We start from the raw sequence: 22,444 nt of genomic DNA, 5'->3' as shown, positions 1-22,444 counted from the left end.
ACCGTGCGGAATCGCTTGAATGAGGCTCCGCGCCGGTTGAGGCCACGCATTCACCTCGTTTCTCAGGGAATGAAGCGACTTCAACCATCATCAGTTGCGTCACGAGGGCGGATCATGGCGACCGAGAACAAGAAGATGAAGGACCCGGCAGAGGCGGCCCTGTCGGCTGTCGAGCAGGCACTCAACCTCGAAGAGACATTCGTGATCCACACGCCGGAGCGCTCGGGCAACAAGCCTTATGAAGAGCCGAAGCTGCCGGATATCGACGATCACGACTTCACCAAAGGCCCCTTCGGTCTCGGTTCCGACTCCCTGTCCGCCCAGGCAGACGACCATGACCCCAGGCTCGACGACATGGCCCGTTCCGGCTTCATCGCCCCCGACCGGAGCGCCGTCGCCAACGATGATCGTCAGAACGTGGGCGTAATGCTGCAGGCTCTCCAGGTTCGCCCCTCCCGCCGCGCCTATTGGATGGCCACCCTCGCATCCCTGCTCTGGCTCGGCGGAGTCGGAGCCCTGGTCTATACGCAGGGCATCACCACCCCCGAGCAATTGCTCGCCACCTTCTCGACCTCGCAGCTGGCCCTCGGCGCCGTCGGTCTCGTGGCACCTGTCTTCCTGTTCTTCATCGCGGCGATGCTCACGGTCCGTTCGCAGGAAATGAAGCTCGTGGCCCGTGCGGTCGGCGAAGTCGCCGTGCGTCTGGCCCAGCCGGAAAACTTCTCCACCGATGCGGTCCTGTCCGTCTCGCAGGCCGTGCGCCGAGAAGTGGCCGCCGTCGGCGACGGCGTCGAGCGGGCCCTGGCCCGCGCAGGCGAACTCGAAACGCTCGTGCGCAGCGAGATCTCGACCCTCGAGCGCGCCTATTCCGACAACGAAATCCGCATCCGCTCGCTGATCGACGAACTCGTGGCGCAGCGCGAGGCCATCGTGTCGAACGCGGAGCGCGTGCGCGGCTCCATCACCGGCGTCCACCAGAGCCTGATCCAGGACCTCGACGGCGCCAGCGAGCGCGTCGTGTCCGCCGTCAGTGGCGCGGGCGACAAGGTCACCGCGTCGCTCGAACAGCAGGGCGATCACATCACTCAGGCCCTCGGCCGCGCCGGCGAGCGCGTCGTCGAGGAAATGGCAGGCCGCGGCATCGAGCTGGTAGAGCGCCTCTCGGGCTCCAGCGAAGAGATCAAGAACGGCATCTCGGAGGTGGGCACTACCATCACGAGCGCCCTGGAGAGCAAGGCGCAGGACATCACGGGCGCTTTCGAGCGCACCGGCGACCTTCTCACCCGCCACCTGCAGGAAGGCGCAAGCCAGGTCACCCGCACGCTCGCCGAAACCGGCCGCGGCGTGATCGACGCCCTCGCCCAGCAGGGCAACGACGTGCGCGAGGCCTTCGAGCAGACGGCGCGCACCCTCGAGGACAGCTTCGCCCAGCGCGGCAGCGAGATCACCGAGAAGCTGGCGGCCACCGGCGGCGTGATTGCCGACGACATCTCCGCCCGCACGGCGGAAATGCGCGATCAGATCGCGACCGCAGGCGCCCTGGTGGGCGAGGAGATCGCAACCCGCGGCACGCAGGTGCGCGAGCAGCTCTCGACCACCGGTGCCACGCTCGTTCAGGAGCTCACCGCCAGCAGCAGTACCCTGCGTGAGGAATTCGCCCTGACGGCTGGCTCACTGATCGAGGAGCTGGCGAACCGCGGCACCACCCTGCGTGAGCAGCTTGCCACGACAGGAACGGGCGTCGTCGACGAGATCGTCCTGCGCGGCAGCGAATTCCGCGAGCGCCTTGCAACGACGGCGGCCGACGTGACCCGCGAGATCAGCGAGCGCGGCGGCGAAGTGCGCGAGCAGCTCGAAAGCGCCGTGCGCCTCGCCGACGAATCCATCGGCAACCGCGTCGAGGACCTGGCCACCCGCCTCGAGACCGCGAGCCAGCGCGTCAGCGAATCCGTCACCGTTCAAGGGCAGGCCCTGGAGACCAGCCTCACCGAGGCGGGCGAGCGCGTCTCGCTGCTCATGGGCAACCAGGTCGAGGAGTTCCGCACCGCCTTCGAAACCCGCGGCAAGGAATTCTCGGAAACACTTTCCCTCCACACGGACGAGGCTCAGACCCGTCTCGCAACCACGGCCAAGGACATCGTTCTCGCCATCGCGTCCCAAGGATCGCGCGTCAACGAGGTGCTCAGCCGCACGGCGGAAACCCTTTCCACCACGGTCGATTCCCGCACCCGGGAGATGGAGGAGACCCTCGGCTCTCGCCTCACGGCTCTGGAGGGCGTCATGGCCCGCGGCGGCGAGATGGCCGAACGCATGTCCCGCGACGTGGGCAGCCTGACCGAGACGATCAGCGGCCGCTTCGAGGAGATGGATCGTCTCATCACCGTGCAGGGCCGCGTGGTGGCCGAGACCTTCGCCGAGCGTGCCCGCGAAGCGACCGCCGCCATCGAGACGCAACTGGCCGCACTCGAAGAGCACGCCGCGCGGCGCAGCTCGGAGATCACGGGCAACTTCGACACCATCGTCGAACGGGTCGACACCGTTCTCGGTGCCCGCTCCACGGCCCTCAACGAGGCTCTGGTCGTGCGCACCGGCGAAATGGCCCGCGTCATGGCCGAAGGCGGACGCGACGTGGCGGCCGCGCTCCAGGCGCGCGTCGATGAGATCAGCCAGGCGATCACCGCCAAGACCAACGCGATTGCCGACACCCTGTCCTCCAGGGCCGAGCAGATCGGCGAATCCCTGGACGGCCGCATCGCGTCGATCGACGAGGTTCTCGGCAGCCGCGCCGACCAGATCACGGAAACCCTGGGCACCCGCGCGTTCGAGATCAACCAGACCTTGGGAACGCGCGCGGAGGAGATCGCCAACGCTCTCGACCAGAGCGTGACGATGCTCGAAGACCGGGTCGTCAACCGTCTCACCGGCGTTGCCGAGACCATCGACGAGCGTGGACAGGCCGTTCTCGGCTCGCTCACCAGCCGCATCGGCGAGATCCGCTCGATCTTCGACACGGAAGGCACGTCTCTTGTCGAGAACCTGAGCAACCGCGGTGAAATGATCGGCCGAGAAGTCGCCGCCATCAGCGAGACGACCCTGCGCGCGCTCGACGAGCGCAGCACGGCCGTCATCGACAGCCTGCAGGACCGCAGCACCACCCTGCTCTCCTCCCTGCAGGAGCGCACCATGGAGCTGACCGCCTCCTACTTGCAGTCGACGGAGGCCATGCGCAGCGCCCTTGATGCGGGCACGCAGCAGACCGTCGAAACCCTCACCGGCACGAGCGACCGCCTGCGCGGGGAACTCACCGACGTGCTCGGCCGCCTGCAGGATGCGAACCGCCTGCTCCAGCAGGTCGCTGCGTCGGCCAGCAGCAATCTCGGCGCCGTCGAGGATGGGCTTGCCGGACGCGTCCAGCACATCGAGTCGCTCCTTGCGGAGATCGCCATCCAGACGGGCCGCGCGTCCGACCAGGTAGCCGATCAGGTCGACGCCCTGCGCAGCGTGTCCTCTGGGGCCATCCAGCAGGCGCTGGAACTCGCCCAGAGCCTCGAAGAGCGCGGCCGCACGCTGACCGACACCACGAACGAGCAGATGCGTACGCTCACCGAGGCGACGAGCGCGCTGGAGCGTGTCGAGGCTCGCATGAGCGAAGCCCTGTCCGGTCGCCAGCAGGCCCTGGACGTGCTTCTCAGCCGGATCACCGAGCGCTCGCAGGATCTCGAATCCGTCACCCGCTCCTTCACGACCCTGCTGGAAGGATCGCTCGAGAACGCCGATGCGAAGGCGCGCCAGCTCGGCTCGGTCCTCGCCGCGACGGCCGATACGGCGACGAACGCCATCGGCGAGCAGTTCGAGCGCATCCGGACCAGCACGGGCGAGGAAAGCGCCCGTACGGCCGCCGCTCTGCGCGCCAGCTACGAGCAGGCCGCCGCCGAGATGGTCGAGGCGCTGGGCAGCGCCGCCGCGAAGTTCCGCGATACCATGGGCGAATTGCGCGGCATGACGGGCCAGATCCAGCGCGAGCTGGAGGCGACGCGCGCCGAACTCCGCCGCGGCGTCGTGGATTTGCCGCAGGAGACGCAGGAAGCGAGCGCTAACATGCGCCGGGTCGTCGCCGACCAGATCAAGGCGCTCAACGAGCTGTCCGCCCTGGTGTCACGCTCCAACCGCCTGGTCGATGCCGCTCCGGCTGCCCAGCCGCGCAAGGCCGCCGTTAATGAGACGCCGGTGGCCGCCACCATGGCCGCCGTCGCGGCTGCGGTCGAGCAGCGCATCGCGCAGACCCCGCCCCCTGCCCCTGCCCCGACGGTCGCCCGTCAGGCGGAGCCGAAGCCCGCTCCTGCTCCGACGCCGGCGCCTGCACCGGCTCCGGCTCCCGCTCGCCCGGTTCAGCCCTCGGCCGAGCGCCCGGCTCCGCGCCGGGAGGAGGCTTCCGCCCGCGACGCCGGCAACCGCGGCGGCTGGCTGTCGGACCTTCTGAACCGAGCCTCTCGCGAGGAGGAGACGGTGGAGCCCGCCCGCGCACCGGCCCGCGCCGATCGCGCCCGCACCAACAGCCTCGAGTCGCTGGACTCGATCTCGGTCGACATCGCCCGGATGATCGACCACGAGGCGGCCGTGGAGCTATGGGACCGCTATCGCCGCGGCGAGAGCAACGTGTTCACCCGTCGCCTCTACACCCTGCAGGGTCAGCAGACCTTCGACGAGATCCGCCGCAAATATCGCCGCGACGATGATTTCCGTCAGACCGTGGACCGGTACGTGGAGGAGTTCGAGCGCCTGCTGTCGGAAGTCTCCCGCGACGACCGAGACTCCATGCTGACGAAGACGTATCTCACGTCGGAGACCGGCAAGGTCTACACCATGCTGGCCCATGCGAGCGGCCGCTTCGACTGAGGCGATCAGTTAATCATGCAGACATGAAAAGCGCGGCCTTAGGGCCGCGTTTTTGCTTGTGGGACTATCTCGGCGCGAACATCGGGTCCGCAGGATGCGCCGGGCTCAGCCTCCCGGCCTCGTCATGGCGAACTTGGTTTCCGGGGTCGCCACGAAGTAGTCCCGGTAGCCCGAGCGCGCGATGGGGCGCATGGCGGCGGTGTCGACAAGGCCGTTCACGATGCAGCGGTCGTCGATATGGATGCCGACGACCTGCCCGATCACGAGGTAGTAGGATGGATCGCCCCCGCCCATGGGATTGAGCGGCACGGTCTGCAGCCACTTGCATTCGAGCGCGGCAAGAGCGTCGGCCACCCTTGGCGGCTTCACGAGCCGGGAGGCGGCGGGTTTCAGGCCCGCATGCTCCATCTCGTTCTCGCCACGCGGCAGAGCGGCCGAGGTGGCGTTCATCTGCTCGCGCAGATCATAGGTCGCCAGATTGCAGACGAATTCCCCCGTCTCCTCCACGAAGGTGAGCGCATCCTTCTTGCCGGCGGACGAGAACGCCACCATGGGCGGGCGCTCGGATATGGCATTGAAGAACGAGTAGGGCGACAGGTTCACCTCCCCGTTCGCGCTCATGGTGGTGATCCAGCCGATGGGCCGGGGCGTGACGATGGCCTTGAACGGATCGTGCGGAAGGCCGTGGGTGTTGGTCGAGGTTTCGTAGAACATGAGGCGGCAGTTCCCGATGAGAGGTTTAGAACCGCGTCACGATGTCCGCGAGGCTGGGCCGGTCGCGATCGGTCGGCGTCTCCTTGGCCGTGCCGATATGGACGAACCCGGCGATCCGCTCATGAGGCTTCAGCCCCAGGGCATCCAGCACGCGCCGGTCGAACGCGGCCCAACCCGAGAGCCAGGATGCGCCATAGCCGAGGGCGGTGGCCCCGACGAGAAGGTTCATGCAGACCGCGCCTGACGAGAGAACCTGCTCCCAGTCCGGGATCTTCGCATGCGGCACCACGCGGGACACTACGGCGACGACGAGGGGCGCGTTGGAAAAGCGCTCCCGCTCGGCGGCGACCTGCTCGGCGCTGGCCTCCGGATTGTCCGCCTGGAAGGCGGTTGCCAGCACCTCGCCGAGGCGCGCCCGCCCCTCGCCCTGGATCAGGATGAAGCGCCAGGGAACGAGCTTGCCGTGGTCCGGCACTCGGGATGCGATCTTGAGAAGCGTTTCGACCTCCTGCTCGGACGGTCCCGGCTCGCCCAGCCAACGGGGCGGGACCGAGCGGCGCTGCAGAAGGCGGGAGATACTATCATTCATGGGATCTTCATCCGGCTTGAATTATGTGGAACAATGAAGATGGATGCTCAAAGGCGGCAGGTCAGGAAAGCCCCGGCTTGCCATCGTCTCGCCGTCTTGCTGCGTGAGGAAGCGCGGGCATCCCGAAGACGCATCGCTGAACAAAAGAAACAGCAGCGGATGTATAGGGGGAGTGCGGTCAGACGCCAAGCAGGTTTCAAACCGTGGCGGACTCGGGGGCGTGCGCAGGCAGGCCGCCTAATGGGTCTCATGGCAAGAGATGAGTGGGCGGGGCGCCGCGTAGAAAGCAATGCAGACATCGATTTCAGGACTGGATAGTCCAGCTTCCATGCCAGCCTGGTCGCAGCGCCAGACGCTGACGGCTTTTGCCCTGATCCTCGTGGCCTGGGCCCTGGCGGTATCCATCTGGCCCCTGACCGGGACCGTCGTTCCCTGGGACTCCAAGAACCAGTTCTATCCGACCCTGCGCTACCTGGGCAGCGCGCTCGCCCATGGCGAGCTGCCCCTCTGGAACCCCTACCACTTCGGCGGGCATCCATCGGCGGCGGATCCCCAGTCGCTGCTTTTCACTCCCACCATGCTGCTGTTCGGGTGGCTCGTCCCCGAGCCGTCCATGCAGCTCTTCGACGTGGTCGTCTTCGCCCATTTCCTTCCCGGGGCGCTGGCTTTCGTGCCTCTGTTCCGCCGGCGGGGCTGGCATCCGGCGGGCGCCGTGGTGGCAGCCCTCGTCTTCATGCTCGGCGGTTCCGCCACGGCCCGCCTCCAGCATACCGGCATCATCTTCAGCTACGGGTTCTTTCCGCTGGCCTTCTGGCTCCTGGAGGAAGCCCTCGACCGCCGCTCCTACCGTTACGGGCTGCTCTTCGCCCTCAGCGCGGCCATGATGGTCATCGGGCGCGATCAGGTCGCCTTTCTCTGCGGCCTGACTCTCATCGCGCTCGCCGCGCAGCGGATCTGGGCCGCGCCTCGCCCCCTCGCCTATCTCAAGTCCCGCCTTGGGCTCCTGCTCTTCATGGGGCTGATCGGCGGTACGCTTCTCGCCGTCCCGATCGTACTGACGATGCAATTCCTCGCCACCTCGACGCGCCCGTCCTTCGGGTTCGGCGTGGCGGCCATGGGATCGCTGCCGCCGGAGAGCCTGGCGACGATCCTGTTCGGCAACGTCTTCGGCTCCCTGCGCTGGACCTACGATTATTGGGGGCCGGACTGGCACAGCCTCTCCGAGGGAACCTGGACCGACCGGGCGACCAATTACCTGTTCATCGGCACGATCCCGGCCCTCTTCCTGCTTTGGCACGGGGTGGCGGGGGGCCGCCTGTTCGCCCGCGAGTTCCGCTTCTTCCTCGTCATGGGCATCGCGGCCACGCTCTATGCGCTCGGGCGCTACACGCCGGGTTTCGTCGTGATCTTCGATCACCTGCCGGGCGTGGACCTCTACCGCCGGCCCGCCGACGCGACCTTCCTCATCAACATCGCCCTGGCCTTCGCGGCGGGTTATCTCGTCCATCGCTATGTGACGGAAGGACTGCCGCGATGGAGCCGGGCGACGCTCGGCCGCCTCTGGGCGGCCCTGCCGCTCCTGGCCGTTGGCCTCGTGGTTGTCGCCATCGCCAGCGCCATGGCCTTTGCCATCAAGGGGGGCTTCGTCTTCCCGGCCCTGACCGAGATCGGTGTCAGCCTTGCCGCGGCGGTCCTGGCCATCGCGGCCATCACGAAGATGAGCGGCGCGTCCCGCTGGCGCGAGGCCGTCGCCCTCGTGCTCGTGACCCTGACGGGCGCCGAGCTGATCGGCCGCCATGCGGCCTCAGCCCTGAATGCGGAGCCCGCCGAGCGCTACACGATCTTCACGAAGCTGCCACCGGAGCAGTTGCAGGGCCTGCAGATCCTCAAGCGCGAGCTCGCCGATCGCCATGCGAGGGGCGAGTATCCCCGTGTCGAGATCCTCGGCCTGCAGGGGGCGTGGCAGAACGCGTCCATGGTTCTCGGGATCGAGGACACCATCGGCTACAATCCGTTGCGCCTGGCCGATTACGAGCGCGCCATCGGTCCCGGGGAGAACGCGGAAGATCCCAATCTGCGCAGCTTCCCGACGAGCTTCAGGGGCTACAATTGCGAGCTCGCCAGCCTTCTGGGGCTCGACTATGTCGTGCTCGACCGCCCCGTGGAGAAGCTGCCGCGCCATTTCCCGCGTCTGACCGACGCCGAGGTCGTCTATGGCACGGGTCGGATGTGGATCTATCGCCTGAACACCTCCGTTCCTCGCGCCTACGTGGCGCATCACGTCACCCCGGTGGATTCAGAGGCCGTACTGGGCGAGGACGAGCTGCCTGAATTCGATCGCGAGACGGAAGCCCTCGTCGACACCGACAGCATGCCGCTGCTCAAGGCCGCCTACACGCCGGCCGGCACCGCTCCCGATGAAGCCAAGGGCGAGGCGCGCATCGTCAGCTACATGCGCAACTCGGTCGCCCTCGATGTCGAGAGCAGCGACAACGGCATCCTGGTGCTGCACGACATCAATTATCCGGGCTGGGAGGCCTGGGTCGACGGTGAGCGCCGGCCGATCCTGCGCGCCAACCTTCTGTTCCGAGGGGTCGAGATCGGCCCCGGGCGCCACCGGGTCGAGTTCCATTTCCGGCCGATGTCGCTCGAGAATCTGGTTGCGGCCGCCTCCGATCTCGTCAAAAGCGAGGAGAAGCGGATTCAGACGGCGATCGTCTCCCCGCCCCCGTGAGAACCCATTTCAACCGATGCCTCTTTTTTCAAAGCAACTCTTTTCCATCCTCGGTCCGCTCAGCCTTGTCGCCGCCGGCCCGGCCCTGGCCCAGTCGCCCGCCGTGCCGTCCATGTCGCAGAACCTCCCCGCGCTCTCCATCGGGCAGGTGATGCTGAACACCGGAGCGGCCTTCGCAGGAAGCAACGAGCCGATCCGCTCGGGGCTGGTGTGGCGCATCTTCGAGGATCGCGGGGACGCGTCCCAGCCCAACATCATCGCCCGCTCCACGAGCCCTACGCCGAGCTTCACCCTCTCGCCCGGCAACTACATCATCCACGTGGCTTACGGTTTCGCGAGCGCCTCGAAGCGGATCAGCGTGCAGCGGGGTAGCCTCAACGAGCGGCTCGTCATCAATGCCGGAGCCCTTCAGCTCAAAGGCGCCGTGAGCGGAAGCCCCATTGCGGGAAACCGCCTCTCGTTCTCCGTCTACGTGCCGGAGGCGCAGAATTCCGAAGGCCGGCTCGTGATCGCCGATGCCAAAGCCAACGACATGATCCGCCTGCCCGAAGGCACCTATCACGTGGTCTCCACCTATGGCGACGCCAACGCCATCATGCGCAGCGACCTGAAGGTGGAATCGGGGCGCGTCACGGAAGCGACCCTCAACCACCGCGCCGCCACCGTGACGCTGAAACTGGTCGGCTCCGCGGGCGGCGAGGCCTTCGCCGGCACGGCGTTCAGCGTGCTCACCCCGGGCGGCGACGTGATCCGCGAGGCCATCGGCGCCTTTCCGTCCGTCACTCTGGCTGAAGGCGAATACGTCCTGATCGCGCGCCACGAGGGCAAGGTCTTTACCCGCGAGTTCAAGGTCGAGAGCGGCCTCGACCGGGATATCGAGATCATCGCCACGCCTTGAACGGCTGAACCTTTCCCTCCCGGCGGCATTGACCGACAGCCTATGACCGGTCGCGCCGCCCATGAGCCTGAACTCCCAAGGCGTGACCTTGCTGGAGAGGAAGCTCATGAAAATCGCAGAGATCATGACCCGCAACGTCCGCGTGGTGAGTCCCGACCGGACCATCCAGGAAGCGGCGCGTCTCATGGACGAGATGAATGTCGGCGTGCTGCCCGTCTGCGACGGACGCCGCCTGCGGGGCATGGTGACCGACCGGGACATCACCGTCCGAGCGACGGCCGCCGGCCTCTCTCCCGACACGACGCGCGTGCGTGACATCATGTCCGACAATGTCTGGTGGTGCTTCGAGGATGACGACGTCGGCCACATCGTCGAGCTGATGAGCGATCATCAGATCCGCCGACTGCCGGTGGTCGATCATGACAAGCACCTCGTCGGAATCGTGGCGCTCGGCGATCTCGCGACGGATCGCGAAGGCGATGCCTCGCGTGCGCTGAACCGCATCTCCACGCCCTCCGAACCCGACCGGACCGGCACCCCGACGTCCGCCCGAGCCGACCAGACCCGAGGCGGCGGACGCGCCCGCCTGACCGGCGACGAGCGTCGCGAACTGGATCGGCGGCTGAGGAACGACGATGACGACTGGCGTCATCGCCCGCACGACTACCACGACGATCGGCGGGGACGTGACGAGCGCTCCCGAAATCCCGGCCGCGAGCCGTTCCGCTTCCGCGAGGAAGACGACGTCCGCGCCGCCTTCGGCAGCTTCGGCTATCCCGGCGAGGAAGGGGCCCGCAATGCCCGGATGCGCGGCGGCTTCGGCGGTGAGGGCTACCAGAGCTATGGCGACGAATACGCGGGACGCGGCTCCGCCGGCCGAGGCTACCATCCGAAGCGCTTCGGTGCTTCCACGATCACCGGCGAACGCGCGCGTCCAGGCGACGACAGCAACGAGGACGATCGTCGCATGCAGGACCGCGAGCGCACCTGGAGCCTCGTGAACGAGCGGCGGGACCACAGCAATTACGGCATGGGTCCCGGCAACACCCGCTTCGGCAACGACGCCACCGCCAGCCGCGGCGAGGTGCGCCGCGGCGAGCATCAGGGACGCGGCCCGAAAGGATATCAGCGCTCGGACGAGCGCATCCGCGAGGACATCAGCGAGCGCCTCACCGACGATGCCATGCTCGACGCCTCGGAGATCGAGGTTCAGGTTCAGAACCGGGAAGTGACCCTCACGGGCACCGTCCGCGACCGCAACGAGAAGCGGCGCGCCGAGGATCTGGCGGAATCCGTGTCGGGCGTGAGCCACGTGCAGAACAACCTGCGCGTCGGCCAACGCCAGGGAACGCACACCACGGGAACGGAGGCCGGCGATGCGGTAGCGACCGGCAATCCCGGCAGCGGTACGGCAGGCACCACGGCGGGTACGGCTCCTGGCGGGCGCACGACGGGCCGGCAGCGGCAGACGTCCTGATTTCGGAACGTTCACCTCCGTCATCACCGGCCTCGTGCCGGTGATCCCGATGGCCTGAGGCGCTGCGCTTCACCGTATCCGGATGGCCGGCACAGGACCGGCGATGACGTGGGAGTGGTTGATTGAATGCAAAAGGCGGCGTTTCCTGTCGGAGACGCCGCCTTCCTTCATGGGATCCGAATTTACGCGACCGTCCGCTCGACCACGTGATGCCCGTCGAGAGTGGCGTGCCCTTCCGGCTCCGATACGGCCTTCGCCTGGCGTCGGCGGTCGGGAGTGACGGCCTCGGCGGCGAGAACCTTCAGGGCCTCGTCGAGGGTCATGGTCTGCTGGTTGGGACTTCCCAGGCGGCGGATCGACACCGTCCGCTCGGCGGCCTCCTTGCGGCCCACCACGAGAAGCACCGGCACCTTCACGAGCGAGTGCTCACGGACCTTGTAGTTGATCTTCTCGTTGCGAAGATCCGCCTCCACGCGAAGGCCCGCGGCCTCGGCGGCCCGCACCACTTCCATGGCGTATTCGTCGCCCTCGGACGTGATGGTGGCGACGACCGCCTGCACCGGCGCGAGCCAGAGCGGGAAGTGACCGGCGAAGTGCTCGATCAGGATGCCGGTGAAGCGCTCCATGGAGCCGCAGATCGCGCGGTGGACCATGACGGGCGTCTTCTTCTGGCCGTCAGCATCGACATAGAACGCGCCGAACCGCTCCGGCAGGTTGAAGTCCACCTGCGTGGTGCCGCACTGCCAGTCGCGGCCGATGGCATCGCGCAGCACGTACTCGAACTTCGGTCCGTAGAATGCGCCCTCGCCCGGGTTGATCGCGGTCTTGATGCGTCCGCCGGACTGGTCCTCGATCTGCTTGAGGACGCGTGTCATCACGTCTTCCGCATGATCCCACATCTCGTCGGTGCCCACGCGCTTCTCAGGACGGGTCGAGAGCTTCACGACGATCTCGTCGAAGCCGAAATCGGCATAGGTCGACAGGATCAGGTCGTTGATCTTCAGGCACTCGGCCGCCAGCTGATCTTCCGTGCAGAAGATGTGCGCGTCGTCCTGTGTGAAGCCGCGCACGCGCATCAGGCCGTGCAGCGCGCCCGACGGTTCGTAACGGTGCACGTTGCCGAACTCGGCGAGGCGCAGCGGCAGGTCGCGATAGGACTTCAGCCCGTGCTTGAAGATCTGCACGTGCCCCGGACAGTTCATCGGCTTGATGGCGAAGACGCGGTCGTCCTCTGTCTGGGTCGCGAACATGTTCTCGCGGTACCAGCCCCAGTGGCCCGAGGTCTCCCACAGAGCCTTGTCGAGGATCTGCGGCGCGTTGACCTCCTGGTAAGTACCCTTCAGCCGGCGGCGCATGTAGGAGATCAGCTCCTGGAACACCGTCCAGCCCTTCGGGTGCCAGAACACGACGCCCGGCCCCTCTTCCTGGAAGTGGAACAGGTCCATCTCGCGGCCCAGGCGGCGATGGTCGCGCTTCTCGGCTTCCTCGAGTTGGCGGATATAGTTGTCGAGTTCCTCCTGGTTCGCCCAGGCGGTCGCGTAGATGCGGGTCAGCATCGCGTTGTTCGAGTCGCCGCGCCAATAGGCGCCTGCCACCTTCATGAGCTTGAAGGCATTGCCGATCTTGCCCGTGGAGGTCATGTGCGGGCCGCGGCAGAGGTCGAACCAGTCGCCCTGGAAATAGATCTTGAGATCCTGGCCTTCCGGAATCGCGTCCACGAGCTCGACCTTGTAGGTCTCGCCCTTTTCCTTGAAGACCTGTTTGGCCTTGTCGCGGCTCCAGACCTCCTTGGTGAAGGGCTTATCCCGCGCGATGATCTCGCGCATCTTCGCCTCGATGGCGGGGAAGTCCTCGGGCGTGAAGGGCTCGTTGCGGGCGAAGTCGTAATAGAAGCCGTTCTCGATCACGGGACCGATGGTGACCTGCGTTCCGGGAAACAGCTCCTGCACGGCTTCGGCCAGGACGTGCGCGGCATCGTGCCGGATCAGCTCCAGGGAACGGGGATCTTCGCGGTTCAGGAATTCGATCTTGGCATCGCGGGTGATCGGATCGGCGAGATCGGCGACCGTGCCGTCGAGCGCCATGGCGACGGTGCGCTTGGCCAGCGACTTGGCGATGCCTTCCACGATCTCACGGCCGGTGATGCCGGATTCGTACTGGCGCTGGGCGCCATCGGGGAATGTCAGGGTAATCATCAAATGTTTCTCCTGGCTCACTCCTGCCAACGGAGCAGGTAAGCGGGGGCCGACGGTCTGTTGGAAAAGGCGAAATCAGCCGCCGTCAGGTTCGACTTTATCGCACACAATCGGGGGAGCATTGACGCCTCGCCACCGACCATAGGCCCAGGGCTTATACCAGGCGGAGCTTTCGGGCAATGTTTCAGGAACCAGATCGATGCCGTGAGTTCCGAAGGGGCCGCAGCGGCAGATGCGGGCGAGCCCCATCCACCCGCCGGGCCAGAAGCCGTGCCGCTGGATCGCCTCGTCCGTATATTCCGAACAGGACGGCAGGTGGCGGCACTGGCGACCGATCAATCCGGACAGGCTCAGCTGATAGCCGCGGATCGCCGCATGCGCGAGCCGCCGGGGAAGATGCTGTGTCATCGCCCTCTGTGGAATGTCCTTCACTTCAACCCTCAACCCGACAGCACGGCCCAAGCTCACAATGCAAGTCCAACGTGCTTTATTTGGCCACCTCACCTAGAGGATGCAACAAGCACGACGTTCACAAGCATTGCCATATTCAACCAGCGCTGCGTTGTACGCCTACACAACTGTAACGATACTTTATTTTATTTCCAACTCTCGCCTGCCGATCCTCGTAGCGGCACCCCGGGCAAAAACAATGACCGTAGAAATCGGAAAGTTCATCTGGGACATTACCTATTCTTGCCCGCTGCAATGCACGCATTGCTATACGGAATCGGGACGGCGACCCGCCCGCACCCTGGATCGGGATGCCGCCATGCGGGTGATCGACGTCATCCTCTCGGCACAGGCGAAGAAAGTGTCGATCAGCGGCGGGGAACCCTTGTCGGTTCGCTGGGCCATCGACGCCATGAAGCGTCTGCATGACGCGGGGATTGCCGTGACGGTCTTCACGAGCGGTTGGTCCATGCAGGAGAGGACCGCCCTCGCCCTCGCCGATGCGGTCTCGAGCGTGGCGGTCAGCATCGATGGCGCCGACGCAGCCATTCACGATGCCGTTCGTGGGCGGGACGGCGCTTTCGAACGCGGGATGAAAGCATTGGATATCCTGCATCGCGTGAAGAGCGAACGCAAAGCAGCCGGGCAGACCTGCTTCACGCTCGGGATCGATTACACCCTGACCCGCTCGGGCGCGAATGAAGCGGATCTCGAGAGGTTCGTGGCCGCCGCCGTCAAACGGTTCCCGGGCCTCGATTTCATCCGCTTCGGGGCCGTCATTCCATCGGGTCTGGCTGCCGAGCCGGAATTCGAGGCGACCGAGCTTCTGTCCATTCAGGAACTGGTCGATCTCATCGACGTCGGTCGTCGCCTTGCCGACCGCGAAAGCGGCGGCGTCGACATTTCGGTGACGGACGTCAGATATTTCCTGCCCCAGCCCGGCGTGAGCGCGGTCGATCTGGATATTCTCCATATCGAGCCCGATGGAGCGCTTCGCGCCTTTCCGATCTACGAAGCGAAGGTCGGGAACGTTCTCGATGCACCGCTGGACGTTCTTTGGCCGCGGGTACGGAAATGGCGTTCCGACCCATTTGTCGCCGGCCAAATGGAAGCGATTCAGACCATGGCCGACTGGGCCGATGCGGCCCGGATTCTGGACCGTCGCTACGGCTCTGATGACGATCGGGTGCGAATTGCGCGGCGCGGGCAGCCGGCGCTTCTCCCGGCGTAAGGCATCGATACCCTGGACATCTATCCAGCATTCTCCGTTCGCCGGGCCTCGATCTGGTCGAGCGCCTCCACGACGGCATCGAAGGTGAGCAGGATCGAGGCGTGGCGCGCCTTGTATTCCCGCAGCGGCTCCAGGACCTTGAGGTCTTCCCATTTCCCCTGAGGGGCCTCTCCATGGGCCTTCAGCAGACGACTTGCCGCATCGCGGACGTCCCGAAGCTCATCTATGGTCGCGCCGATTATATTCCGCCCCATGATCGACGATGAGGCCTGGCCGAGGGCGCAGGCCTTAACGTCATGGGCAAAAGCTGTCACGACATTGCCGTCGAGCTTGAGGTAGACCGTGACGGTCGAGCCGCAGAGCTTCGAGCGGGCCGTCGCAGACGCATCCGGTGCGGGCAGCCGCCCCAGATGCGGGATATCGGCGGCCAGTTCGAGAATGCGGCGGCTGTAGATATCGTTCAGCATTTCGTCTCATGACATGACGGTTGGGAATGTGCTCATATGCCTATATAAGCGCTGTGACAAAGTTCTGCGACATTGGCCAGCATGGCGCTTGTTGGAAACAAATTAGAAACTGCCGGGCGGCCAAGCTTCCTCGGTGCAACGTTGAGAAAAGAGGCTCCACGTGAGTGATGTGGTTAAGTCCCTGTCCACGCGTCTGACGACCGCTGCAGACAAGCCCGTGACATCCCCGACCCGGGAAGAAGCCGAGGCGGCAGTTCGCACCCTGCTCCGCTGGGCTGGCGACGACCCGACCCGTGAAGGTCTGCAGGACACACCCAAGCGCGTCGTCAAGGCCTTCCGCGAATTCTACTCCGGCTACGCTGAGAACCCCGCGGACATTCTCGACAAGATCTTCGCCGAGGTCGAAGGCTACGACGATATCGTGCTCGTGCGCGACATCCCCTTCTACTCCCATTGCGAGCACCACATGGTGCCGTTCTTCGGCGTCGCGCATGTGGCTTATTACCCCACCAAAGGCGTCGTCGGCCTGTCCAAGCTCGCCCGCCTCGTGGATGCCTATGCCCGCCGGCTGCAGACCCAGGAGACCATGACCTCCCAGATCGCCAAGGCGATGGTCGACGCCCTGGAGCCGCGCGGCGTGGCGGTGATGATCGAGGCCGAGCACATGTGCATGTCCATGCGGGGCGTCCAGAAGGCGGGCGCCCTGACGCTGACCACCCAGTTCACCGGCGTCTTCAAGGAAGATCCGGCCGAGCAGGTGCGGTTCCTCACCCTCGTGCGGAACGGCCGGGGCTGAAAAGGCTAGCCATGAGCGCATCGCCGTCCAATCCCTTCCCGGCGCCCGGCCCCAAGGCCGAGCTCGAAGAGGGAACCGTCCTGTCGCCCCGCTTCGGGGCCGATGGGCTGATCACCTGCGTCGCCACGGATGCCACAACCGGCGAGATCCTCATGGTGGCCCATATGAATGCCGAAGCCCTGGCGAGGACCATCGAGACGGGCGAAGCCTGGTACTGGTCACGCTCGCGCGGGGAACTCTGGCACAAGGGCGCGACCAGCGGACAGATCCAGACGGTCAGGGAGATGCGGATCGATTGCGACCAGGACACCCTGCTGCTGAAGGTCCATGTCGCCGGCGACGGCGGCTGCTGCCACACCGGGCGGCGCTCCTGCTTCTATCGGAAGGTCGAGACGGCGGACGGCACCGCCCGCCTTGCGATCGATTGAGACCGGCAGCCCCTCGATTGTATGGGGCTGACGTCGTCCGGGAAGCGGGTGCAGTTTCCGGATATTCGGGTTAGGAAGACCCGATGACACGACGTGATCTTATCCCCGCGCGGCTGGCGGCCAGCGCCATCTTCTTCGGCAACGGCTTCGGCATCGGCACCTGGGCCGCCCAGCTTCCCCGGTTCAAGGAATCGCTTGGGCTTTCCGACGGCCAGCTCAGCCTCGGCCTCTTGGCCTTCTCCCTCGGGGCGGTCGCACTCATGCCCATCATCGGCTGGGCCGTGGCGCTGGTCGGCAGCCGCACCATGACGGTGATCTCCGCCTTCTCCTTCTCGGCCGCCCTGCTCCTTCCGGGCCTCGCGCCGTCCTTAAGCCTTTTCGTCGCCGCAGCCCTTCTCGCCGGGGCCTGCAACGGCACGATGGACATCGCGATGAACACCAACGCCACGGTGGTCGAGAAGGCCTGGGGCTCGGCCATCATGTCCTCCTTCCATGCCTTCTTCAGCCTTGGCGGACTGGCGGGAGCCGGAGCCTCCGGCCTCCTCATCGCCCTCAATATCGGCATCGTCCCGACGCTTCTGATCTCCTGTCTCGGCATGGGTCTGCTCTTCCTGATCGCCGCCTTCTGGACGCTCGGGGAAACCGAGCGGTCAACGGAGGGACATGGCTTTGCCTGGCCGCGGGGCAGCGTCCTCATCCTGGCGGTCCTCGCCATGTTCTGCTTCCTCGTCGAGGGCGCCATGGTCGACTGGACGGCGATCTATCTCCAGACCGTCGCCGGCGCGAGCCTGGAGGCCGCCGTCACCGGGTTCGCGGCGTTCTCCCTCGCCATGACGGTCTGCCGCTTCATGGGCGACTTCGTCGTCCGGCATCTCGGCCGCGTTCGCACCCTGCAGCTCGGAGGGCTGCTCTCGGCGTTCGGCCTCGCCCTCGCAATGCTCCTGCCACAGCCCCTGCCTGCCGCCTTCGGCTTTGCTCTCGTTGGCGTCGGCTTGGCCAACACGGTGCCGGTCCTGTTCAGTACCGCGGGACAGATGAAGGACTTTCCGCCCAGCATGGGCGTCGCCATGGTGGCAACTTTGGGGTATGGCGGCCTGCTGCTCGGCCCCCCGCTCATTGGGTTCGGAGGAGAAATCTTCGGCCTTCGCGCGATGCTGGGCGTCCTGATCGTCCTCGCCTTCGTGATCATCATTTTGTCGCAGCGGGCATTGCGGCGCGCCACTGTTCAGTTTTCCTGAACCAGTCCTACTTGAAACTTAAGGGCAGCCTTCATGAGGCCTTCATACCGGGACCGCATGATGGGAAAGCAAGGCCTTGGAGCGATCAATGTTGTGGGACGGGATTGCCCGGCGCAGCGCCGGATCAGGGGGTGGCGGGGGAACGGCCGAGGTGAAGCAGCCGACGGAACGCGACCCTCGTGCGAAGACAAGGATCGGCCTGGCACTGGGCGGCGGGGCGGCGCGCGGCTGGTCCCATATCGGCGTTCTCCGCGTCCTCACGGAAGCGGGCATCGTTCCGGACGTGATTGCCGGCTCCTCCATCGGGGCTGTGGTCGGCGGCTGCTATGCGGCCGGAAAGCTCGACGAGCTGGAGGCCTTCGCCCTGTCCCTGACCAAGCGGCGCGTCATGGGTCTTCTCGACTTCCATTTCAGCGGCGCGGGCCTGATCGCCGGCGGGCGCCTACAGAAACTACTCGACCAGGATCTGGTGGACCGCCGGGTCGAGACGCTGCCGGTCAAGTTCTGCACCATCGCGACCGAACTGGTGAGCGGCCATGAGATCTGGCTCACCCGCGGCCCCCTCGTGCAGGCCATGCGGGCGTCCTATGCCCTGCCTGGCATCTTCGATCCGGTCATGATCGGCGGGCGCTGGCTCATGGACGGCGCCCTGGTCAACCCGATCCCGATCACGGCCGCCCGGGCGCTCGGCGCCGATATCGTGATCTGCGTGAACCTCAACGGCGAGGTGCGCGTGCGCGGAACGGTCATCCAGTCCTATGACACTGACACGAGCGACGAGCAGGAGATCGAGCAAGCCATCGAGGAGGTTCCACGGCGATGGGGAATCTTTCCGGGAACCCGGGGAGACAAGCCGCGCAAGCCGAACGCGCCCGGCTTGGCCACGGTCATGGTCGATGCCTTCAACATCACCCAGGATCGCATTGCCCGCTCGCGGCTCGCCGGAGATCCTCCCGACATCATGGTCGCGCCGAAGCTCGCCAAGATGGGCCTGTTCGAGTTCCACCGGGCCCAGGAATGCATCAGCTTGGGCCGGCAGGCAACCGAGCGGGCCCTGCCGGACGTTCTCGAATTGCTGCAGGAAACGCAGGCGAGGTAATCAGGCGGTCGCGATGTATTCCTTGATCGCCTGAGTCTCCGCCTCGACCTCTTCGAGGCGCAGCTTCACCACGTCTCCGATGGAGATGATGCCGGCAAGACGCCCGCTCTCGACGACGGGAATGTGCCGGAACTTCTGCTGGGTCATCAGCTCCATGATGTCGTTGATGGAGGTCTCGCCCGTGCAGGTCACCACCTTCCCGGTCATGAAGCGGGAGACCGGCTCGTCCAGGGCCTTGGCACCGTGAGCAGCGACGGCGCGAACGATGTCGCGCTCCGAGATGATGCCGGAAACCGGGCGGTTTGCATCCACGATGAGCAGAGCACCGATTCTTCGCTCCGCGAGAACCTTGGCCGCCTCGCTCAAGGACCGGCTCGGCTCGATGGTGGCGACCTCGCGGCCTTTGATCGAAAGAATTCGATTGACGATCATTCATTCCCTCCCGTTGTGCGAACGTCGAAGGACGATCAGCCCTCGGTTCGCCAGAGCATCCGACCCAAAAGTGGATCTGCACTTTTGTGATCCATCCGATGCTCTTTCCATAACCGGCGCGTCGTTGGTGCGGACCCGGAGGGCCGCGTCAGCGAAAACCGGATCCACTTTTCGCTGCGCGGCCCGCTGGGTCCGCACGATGCGCCGTACTGAAGTCGGGCTCAAGATCCCAAAAGACCTTGGGATGAGAACCCTACGTCAGCCTTAGGATGATTGGAGTAAACCGTGGTGGTTTCAAGCCGAGATGCGGCTCGGCCGGGCCGGAAGGGGGTCCAGGAAGGGGAAAATCGCGAGACCGGCCAGGAAGCCGCCAATATGCGCCTCCCAGGCGATGCTCGCATCCATCATTCCAACGGGCTGCACGAAAGCGAACACGTAATTGGCCGCAAACCAGATGCCGAGGAAAATCAGCACCTGACGGTTGCGAACCATGTGTCTCAGGGTTTCGCGCGGCCTCTCGTGCGGCTGCGCGAGGCGCCCCTCCCAATGCCATGCCGGCGGAGAGAAGATGAACCAGGACGCCGCCGCCATGAGGCCGGACACCGCGCCGGAGGCACCGATCATCGGCAGGACCTGCATGGGATTCATGAAGGCGTAGAATACGGCTCCGCATACCGTCGAGACGGCCATGAGGATGAGGAAGCGCTTGGCGCCGCAGCGCCTGACGATCGGCGTTCCGAACGCCGCGAGCCAGACCCCGTTGATAAGGACATGGGCCCAGGAGCCATGAAGGAAGGCGTAAGTCAGGGCGGTCCAGGGCCGTCCCTCCTCCTGGGCCAGAACGTATTGCGCCAACGCCATCATGGGTGAAATCGTGTCGTCCGGCACACCCTCCCGAAGGGATTGCATGACCTCGTCGATCCGAACTCCTCCGAACGCCACGGACCAGCGCGCGGGGATCACGGCCCAGTCGATGATCAGCTTGAAGTCCGTTTCATCGGACAGGAGCAGCCGAACCGCATGGATGCCGATCAGCACTGCCAGGGACAAGGTGATGGTCGTCGGCAGGTTGAGAATCGGCTCACGGACGCGGGGTGGGTGTGGGGACATGAACAGCTTTTTGTCTGGCCGCCGCCTTTGATCCTTAAGCCGGCATTCGATTTCGAGAGCATCGGACCCAAAAGTGGGTCCGCTGCTCCAACTCTTGGCTGGCGCACCGCTTTGGCGGAAAACCGGATCCACTTTTCCGCACGATGCGCTAGTTTGAGTAACCCCGATCAGGGTCGTCCGTCGAGTAAAACCCACAGATCCGCAGCGGCCAAGCTTGTCCTAGAGGAACTTTCCTCTTCGCCCTCCCAGATGCTTCGATCTTTTTGTTAACCACGTTGGAACCGGCTGGTCCGCGACGCGTTAACTCACCTTTTACTTTTTTCTTGAGCCGAAAATGCAACCATGTCAGTTTGGTTAAAAGAACGTTAACCGGCTGGTGGGGCATGCGGCAGGATTATTTCAAGAACAGCCTTTTCTGTGGCGTGAATGAGAAGCCTGCCGTTTTCGGCACCTCCATCAAAACAGTTCTTCTAGGCCTCTCCCTCCTCCTTTGCGGCGCTGGCGCTCAGGCCCAGACCCTGGCGTCCCTGCCCTCGTCCAGCGCTCCGATCACGAGCGTCGGTTCGGCCAGGCCGCTCCAGGGCTGGTCGGAGTTCTGCGCGAAATATCGGTCGGAATGCGCCGTGAACGTGTCCGAGGCCGATACGATCGAGATGACCCCTGAGGTCTGGAAGACCCTCGCGTCCGTGAATCAGCGCGTGAATTCCTCGATCAAGGCCGTGACGGACGCCGATCACTGGGGTGTCGTCGACATCTGGGGCTTTCCCGACGACGGGAAAGGCGACTGCGAGGACTTCCAGCTCCTGAAGCGCAAGCTTCTTGCGGACGCGGGCCTGCCCCGCCGTGCCATGCGCATGACCGTCGTGATTGACGAACTCGGCGAAGGCCATGCGGTGCTGATGGTCCGCACCAACCGGGGCGATTTCGTCCTCGACAACAAGAAGAACGCCATTCTGCCCTGGCACCAGACGGGCTACGTCTACATCAAGCGCGAGAGCCAGGATGTGGTCGGCTGGGTGTCTCTCGGCGGCATCATGTCGTCACCCACCACCACGGCGAACCGGTAAAGCTGAAGCCGGCCTTCAGACGCGGGTATTACCTCGAAGATCGCTTTTCATAAGGCGGCTCAGTCGATCCGCCTCAACCCTTTGGCGAAGCGCTTCCAATTGTCCACGTAGTTCCTGGCGGACCAGCGAAGCCGCTCGATCACATCCTCGTCGAGCACGCGGATGGCCTTGGCGGGCGCTCCGACGATGAGGGAATTGTCCGGGAACTGCTTGCCCTCGGTCACCAGCGAATTGGCCCCCACCAGACAATTGGCGCCGATGCGCGCGTGGTTGAGCACCGTGGCTCCCATGCCGATCAGGGAATTCTCGCCGATCGTACAGCCGTGCAGGATCGCCTTATGGCCGATGGTACAGCCGGCCCCGACCGCGAGAGGCGCCCCCATATCGGTGTGGAGCAACGCCCCTTCCTGGATGTTCGTCCCCTCGCCGATATCGATCAGCTCGTTGTCGCCGCGCAGCACGGCTCCGAACCAGATGCCCACATCCAATCCCAGCCGCACCTTGCCGATCACATGGGCATCCGGAGCGACCCAGTAGCGGCCGGGCTCGGGCAGGATCGGGGCGGTGTCGTCGAGGCTGTAGATCGGCATCGGGGGTCCACACAGAAAAACAGCAGAACCTGA

At 65.4% G+C, this 22,444-nt stretch carries 18 protein-coding genes; 10 read left to right on the top strand and 8 right to left on the bottom strand.

Going from position 1 to position 22,444, the window contains the following annotated elements:
* The first annotated feature begins 114 nt into the window (after positions 1 to 114).
* Positions 115 to 4,896 carry an apolipoprotein A-IV repeat region-like domain-containing protein gene (locus DDF70_RS15195; RefSeq protein WP_114945702.1) on the top strand — a complete coding sequence of 1,594 codons (4,782 nt, stop codon included), beginning with the start codon at positions 115 to 117 and terminating at the stop codon, positions 4,894 to 4,896.
* 105 nt (positions 4,897 to 5,001) lie between these two features.
* On the opposite strand, the gene DDF70_RS15190 is transcribed toward DDF70_RS15195, so the two are convergent.
* Positions 5,002 to 5,610 (bottom strand): flavin reductase family protein, encoded by a 609-nt coding sequence (locus DDF70_RS15190; protein ID WP_114945701.1) that lies wholly within the window; start codon positions 5,608 to 5,610, stop codon positions 5,002 to 5,004.
* A 25-nt stretch (positions 5,611 to 5,635) separates the two neighbouring features.
* Positions 5,636 to 6,199 (bottom strand): nitroreductase family protein, encoded by a 564-nt coding sequence (locus DDF70_RS15185; RefSeq protein WP_114945700.1) that lies wholly within the window; start codon positions 6,197 to 6,199, stop codon positions 5,636 to 5,638.
* 328 nt (positions 6,200 to 6,527) lie between these two features.
* Between DDF70_RS15185 and DDF70_RS15180 the strand changes: the two genes are divergently transcribed.
* The 3 genes from DDF70_RS15180 (at position 6,528) to DDF70_RS38035 (ending at position 11,308) form a co-directional block, all read left to right on the top strand.
* Positions 6,528 to 8,933 carry a glycosyltransferase family protein gene (locus DDF70_RS15180; RefSeq protein ID WP_114945699.1) on the top strand — a complete coding sequence of 802 codons (2,406 nt, stop codon included), beginning with the start codon at positions 6,528 to 6,530 and terminating at the stop codon, positions 8,931 to 8,933.
* Positions 8,934 to 8,949: 16 nt separating this feature from the next.
* Positions 8,950 to 9,831 carry a hypothetical protein gene (locus DDF70_RS15175; RefSeq protein ID WP_114945698.1) on the top strand — a complete coding sequence of 294 codons (882 nt, stop codon included), beginning with the start codon at positions 8,950 to 8,952 and terminating at the stop codon, positions 9,829 to 9,831.
* A gap of 106 nt (positions 9,832 to 9,937) precedes the next feature.
* Positions 9,938 to 11,308 carry a CBS domain-containing protein gene (locus DDF70_RS38035; protein ID WP_245435503.1) on the top strand — a complete coding sequence of 457 codons (1,371 nt, stop codon included), beginning with the start codon at positions 9,938 to 9,940 and terminating at the stop codon, positions 11,306 to 11,308.
* A gap of 182 nt (positions 11,309 to 11,490) precedes the next feature.
* On the opposite strand, the gene thrS is transcribed toward DDF70_RS38035, so the two are convergent.
* Both thrS and yidD read right to left on the bottom strand, forming a co-directional pair.
* Positions 11,491 to 13,503: a threonine--tRNA ligase gene (thrS, locus tag DDF70_RS15160; protein WP_114945697.1), complete on the bottom strand. Its 2,013-nt coding sequence runs from the start codon at positions 13,501 to 13,503 to the stop codon at positions 11,491 to 11,493.
* A 75-nt stretch (positions 13,504 to 13,578) separates the two neighbouring features.
* Complete coding sequence (gene yidD, locus DDF70_RS15155; protein ID WP_114945696.1) at positions 13,579 to 13,911, bottom strand: membrane protein insertion efficiency factor YidD; 333 nt, start codon at positions 13,909 to 13,911, stop codon at positions 13,579 to 13,581.
* A 241-nt stretch (positions 13,912 to 14,152) separates the two neighbouring features.
* Here yidD and DDF70_RS15150 point away from each other — a divergent pair, with 241 nt between their 5' ends.
* Positions 14,153 to 15,184 carry a radical SAM protein gene (locus DDF70_RS15150; protein ID WP_114945695.1) on the top strand — a complete coding sequence of 344 codons (1,032 nt, stop codon included), beginning with the start codon at positions 14,153 to 14,155 and terminating at the stop codon, positions 15,182 to 15,184.
* Between the two features lie 20 nt (positions 15,185 to 15,204).
* On the opposite strand, the gene DDF70_RS15145 is transcribed toward DDF70_RS15150, so the two are convergent.
* Entirely contained in the window at positions 15,205 to 15,651 is a 447-nt protein-coding gene (locus DDF70_RS15145; protein WP_114945694.1) for an iron-sulfur cluster assembly scaffold protein, read from the bottom strand.
* 160 nt (positions 15,652 to 15,811) lie between these two features.
* On the opposite strand from DDF70_RS15145, the gene folE reads away from it, so the two are divergent.
* The 4 genes from folE to DDF70_RS15125 all read left to right on the top strand — a co-directional run bounded on the left by folE (position 15,812) and on the right by DDF70_RS15125 (position 19,212).
* Entirely contained in the window at positions 15,812 to 16,447 is a 636-nt protein-coding gene (folE, locus tag DDF70_RS15140) for a GTP cyclohydrolase I FolE (RefSeq protein WP_114945693.1), read from the top strand.
* A gap of 11 nt (positions 16,448 to 16,458) precedes the next feature.
* Positions 16,459 to 16,875 carry a phosphoribosyl-AMP cyclohydrolase gene (hisI, locus tag DDF70_RS15135; RefSeq protein WP_114945692.1) on the top strand — a complete coding sequence of 139 codons (417 nt, stop codon included), beginning with the start codon at positions 16,459 to 16,461 and terminating at the stop codon, positions 16,873 to 16,875.
* A gap of 83 nt (positions 16,876 to 16,958) precedes the next feature.
* Positions 16,959 to 18,113 carry an MFS transporter gene (locus tag DDF70_RS15130; protein ID WP_114945691.1) on the top strand — a complete coding sequence of 385 codons (1,155 nt, stop codon included), beginning with the start codon at positions 16,959 to 16,961 and terminating at the stop codon, positions 18,111 to 18,113.
* Between the two features lie 88 nt (positions 18,114 to 18,201).
* Entirely contained in the window at positions 18,202 to 19,212 is a 1,011-nt protein-coding gene (locus DDF70_RS15125) for a patatin-like phospholipase family protein (RefSeq protein ID WP_114945690.1), read from the top strand.
* Here the strand turns inward: DDF70_RS15125 and DDF70_RS15120 are convergent, their stop codons facing one another.
* Together DDF70_RS15120 and DDF70_RS15115 are read right to left on the bottom strand one after the other, a co-directional pair.
* A complete protein-coding gene (locus DDF70_RS15120) occupies positions 19,213 to 19,644 on the bottom strand; it encodes a CBS domain-containing protein (protein ID WP_114945689.1) in 432 nt (143 codons plus the stop codon).
* Between the two features lie 294 nt (positions 19,645 to 19,938).
* Positions 19,939 to 20,754 (bottom strand): rhomboid family intramembrane serine protease, encoded by an 816-nt coding sequence (locus DDF70_RS15115; protein ID WP_114945688.1) that lies wholly within the window; start codon positions 20,752 to 20,754, stop codon positions 19,939 to 19,941.
* Between the two features lie 383 nt (positions 20,755 to 21,137).
* Here DDF70_RS15115 and DDF70_RS15110 point away from each other — a divergent pair, with 383 nt between their 5' ends.
* A complete protein-coding gene (locus tag DDF70_RS15110; protein ID WP_245435502.1) occupies positions 21,138 to 21,821 on the top strand; it encodes a transglutaminase-like cysteine peptidase in 684 nt (227 codons plus the stop codon).
* Positions 21,822 to 21,880: 59 nt separating this feature from the next.
* Here DDF70_RS15110 and DDF70_RS15105 read toward each other — a convergent pair whose 3' ends face one another.
* Entirely contained in the window at positions 21,881 to 22,411 is a 531-nt protein-coding gene (locus DDF70_RS15105) for a gamma carbonic anhydrase family protein (protein WP_114945687.1), read from the bottom strand.
* Positions 22,412 to 22,444 lie beyond the last annotated feature (33 nt).

This window comes from Microvirga calopogonii, assembly GCF_003347665.1.
GTDB classification, from domain to species: domain Bacteria; phylum Pseudomonadota; class Alphaproteobacteria; order Rhizobiales; family Beijerinckiaceae; genus Microvirga; species Microvirga calopogonii.
Note: the sequence above shows the minus strand (reverse complement) of the source record. Positions and strands in the feature narration are given on the sequence as shown.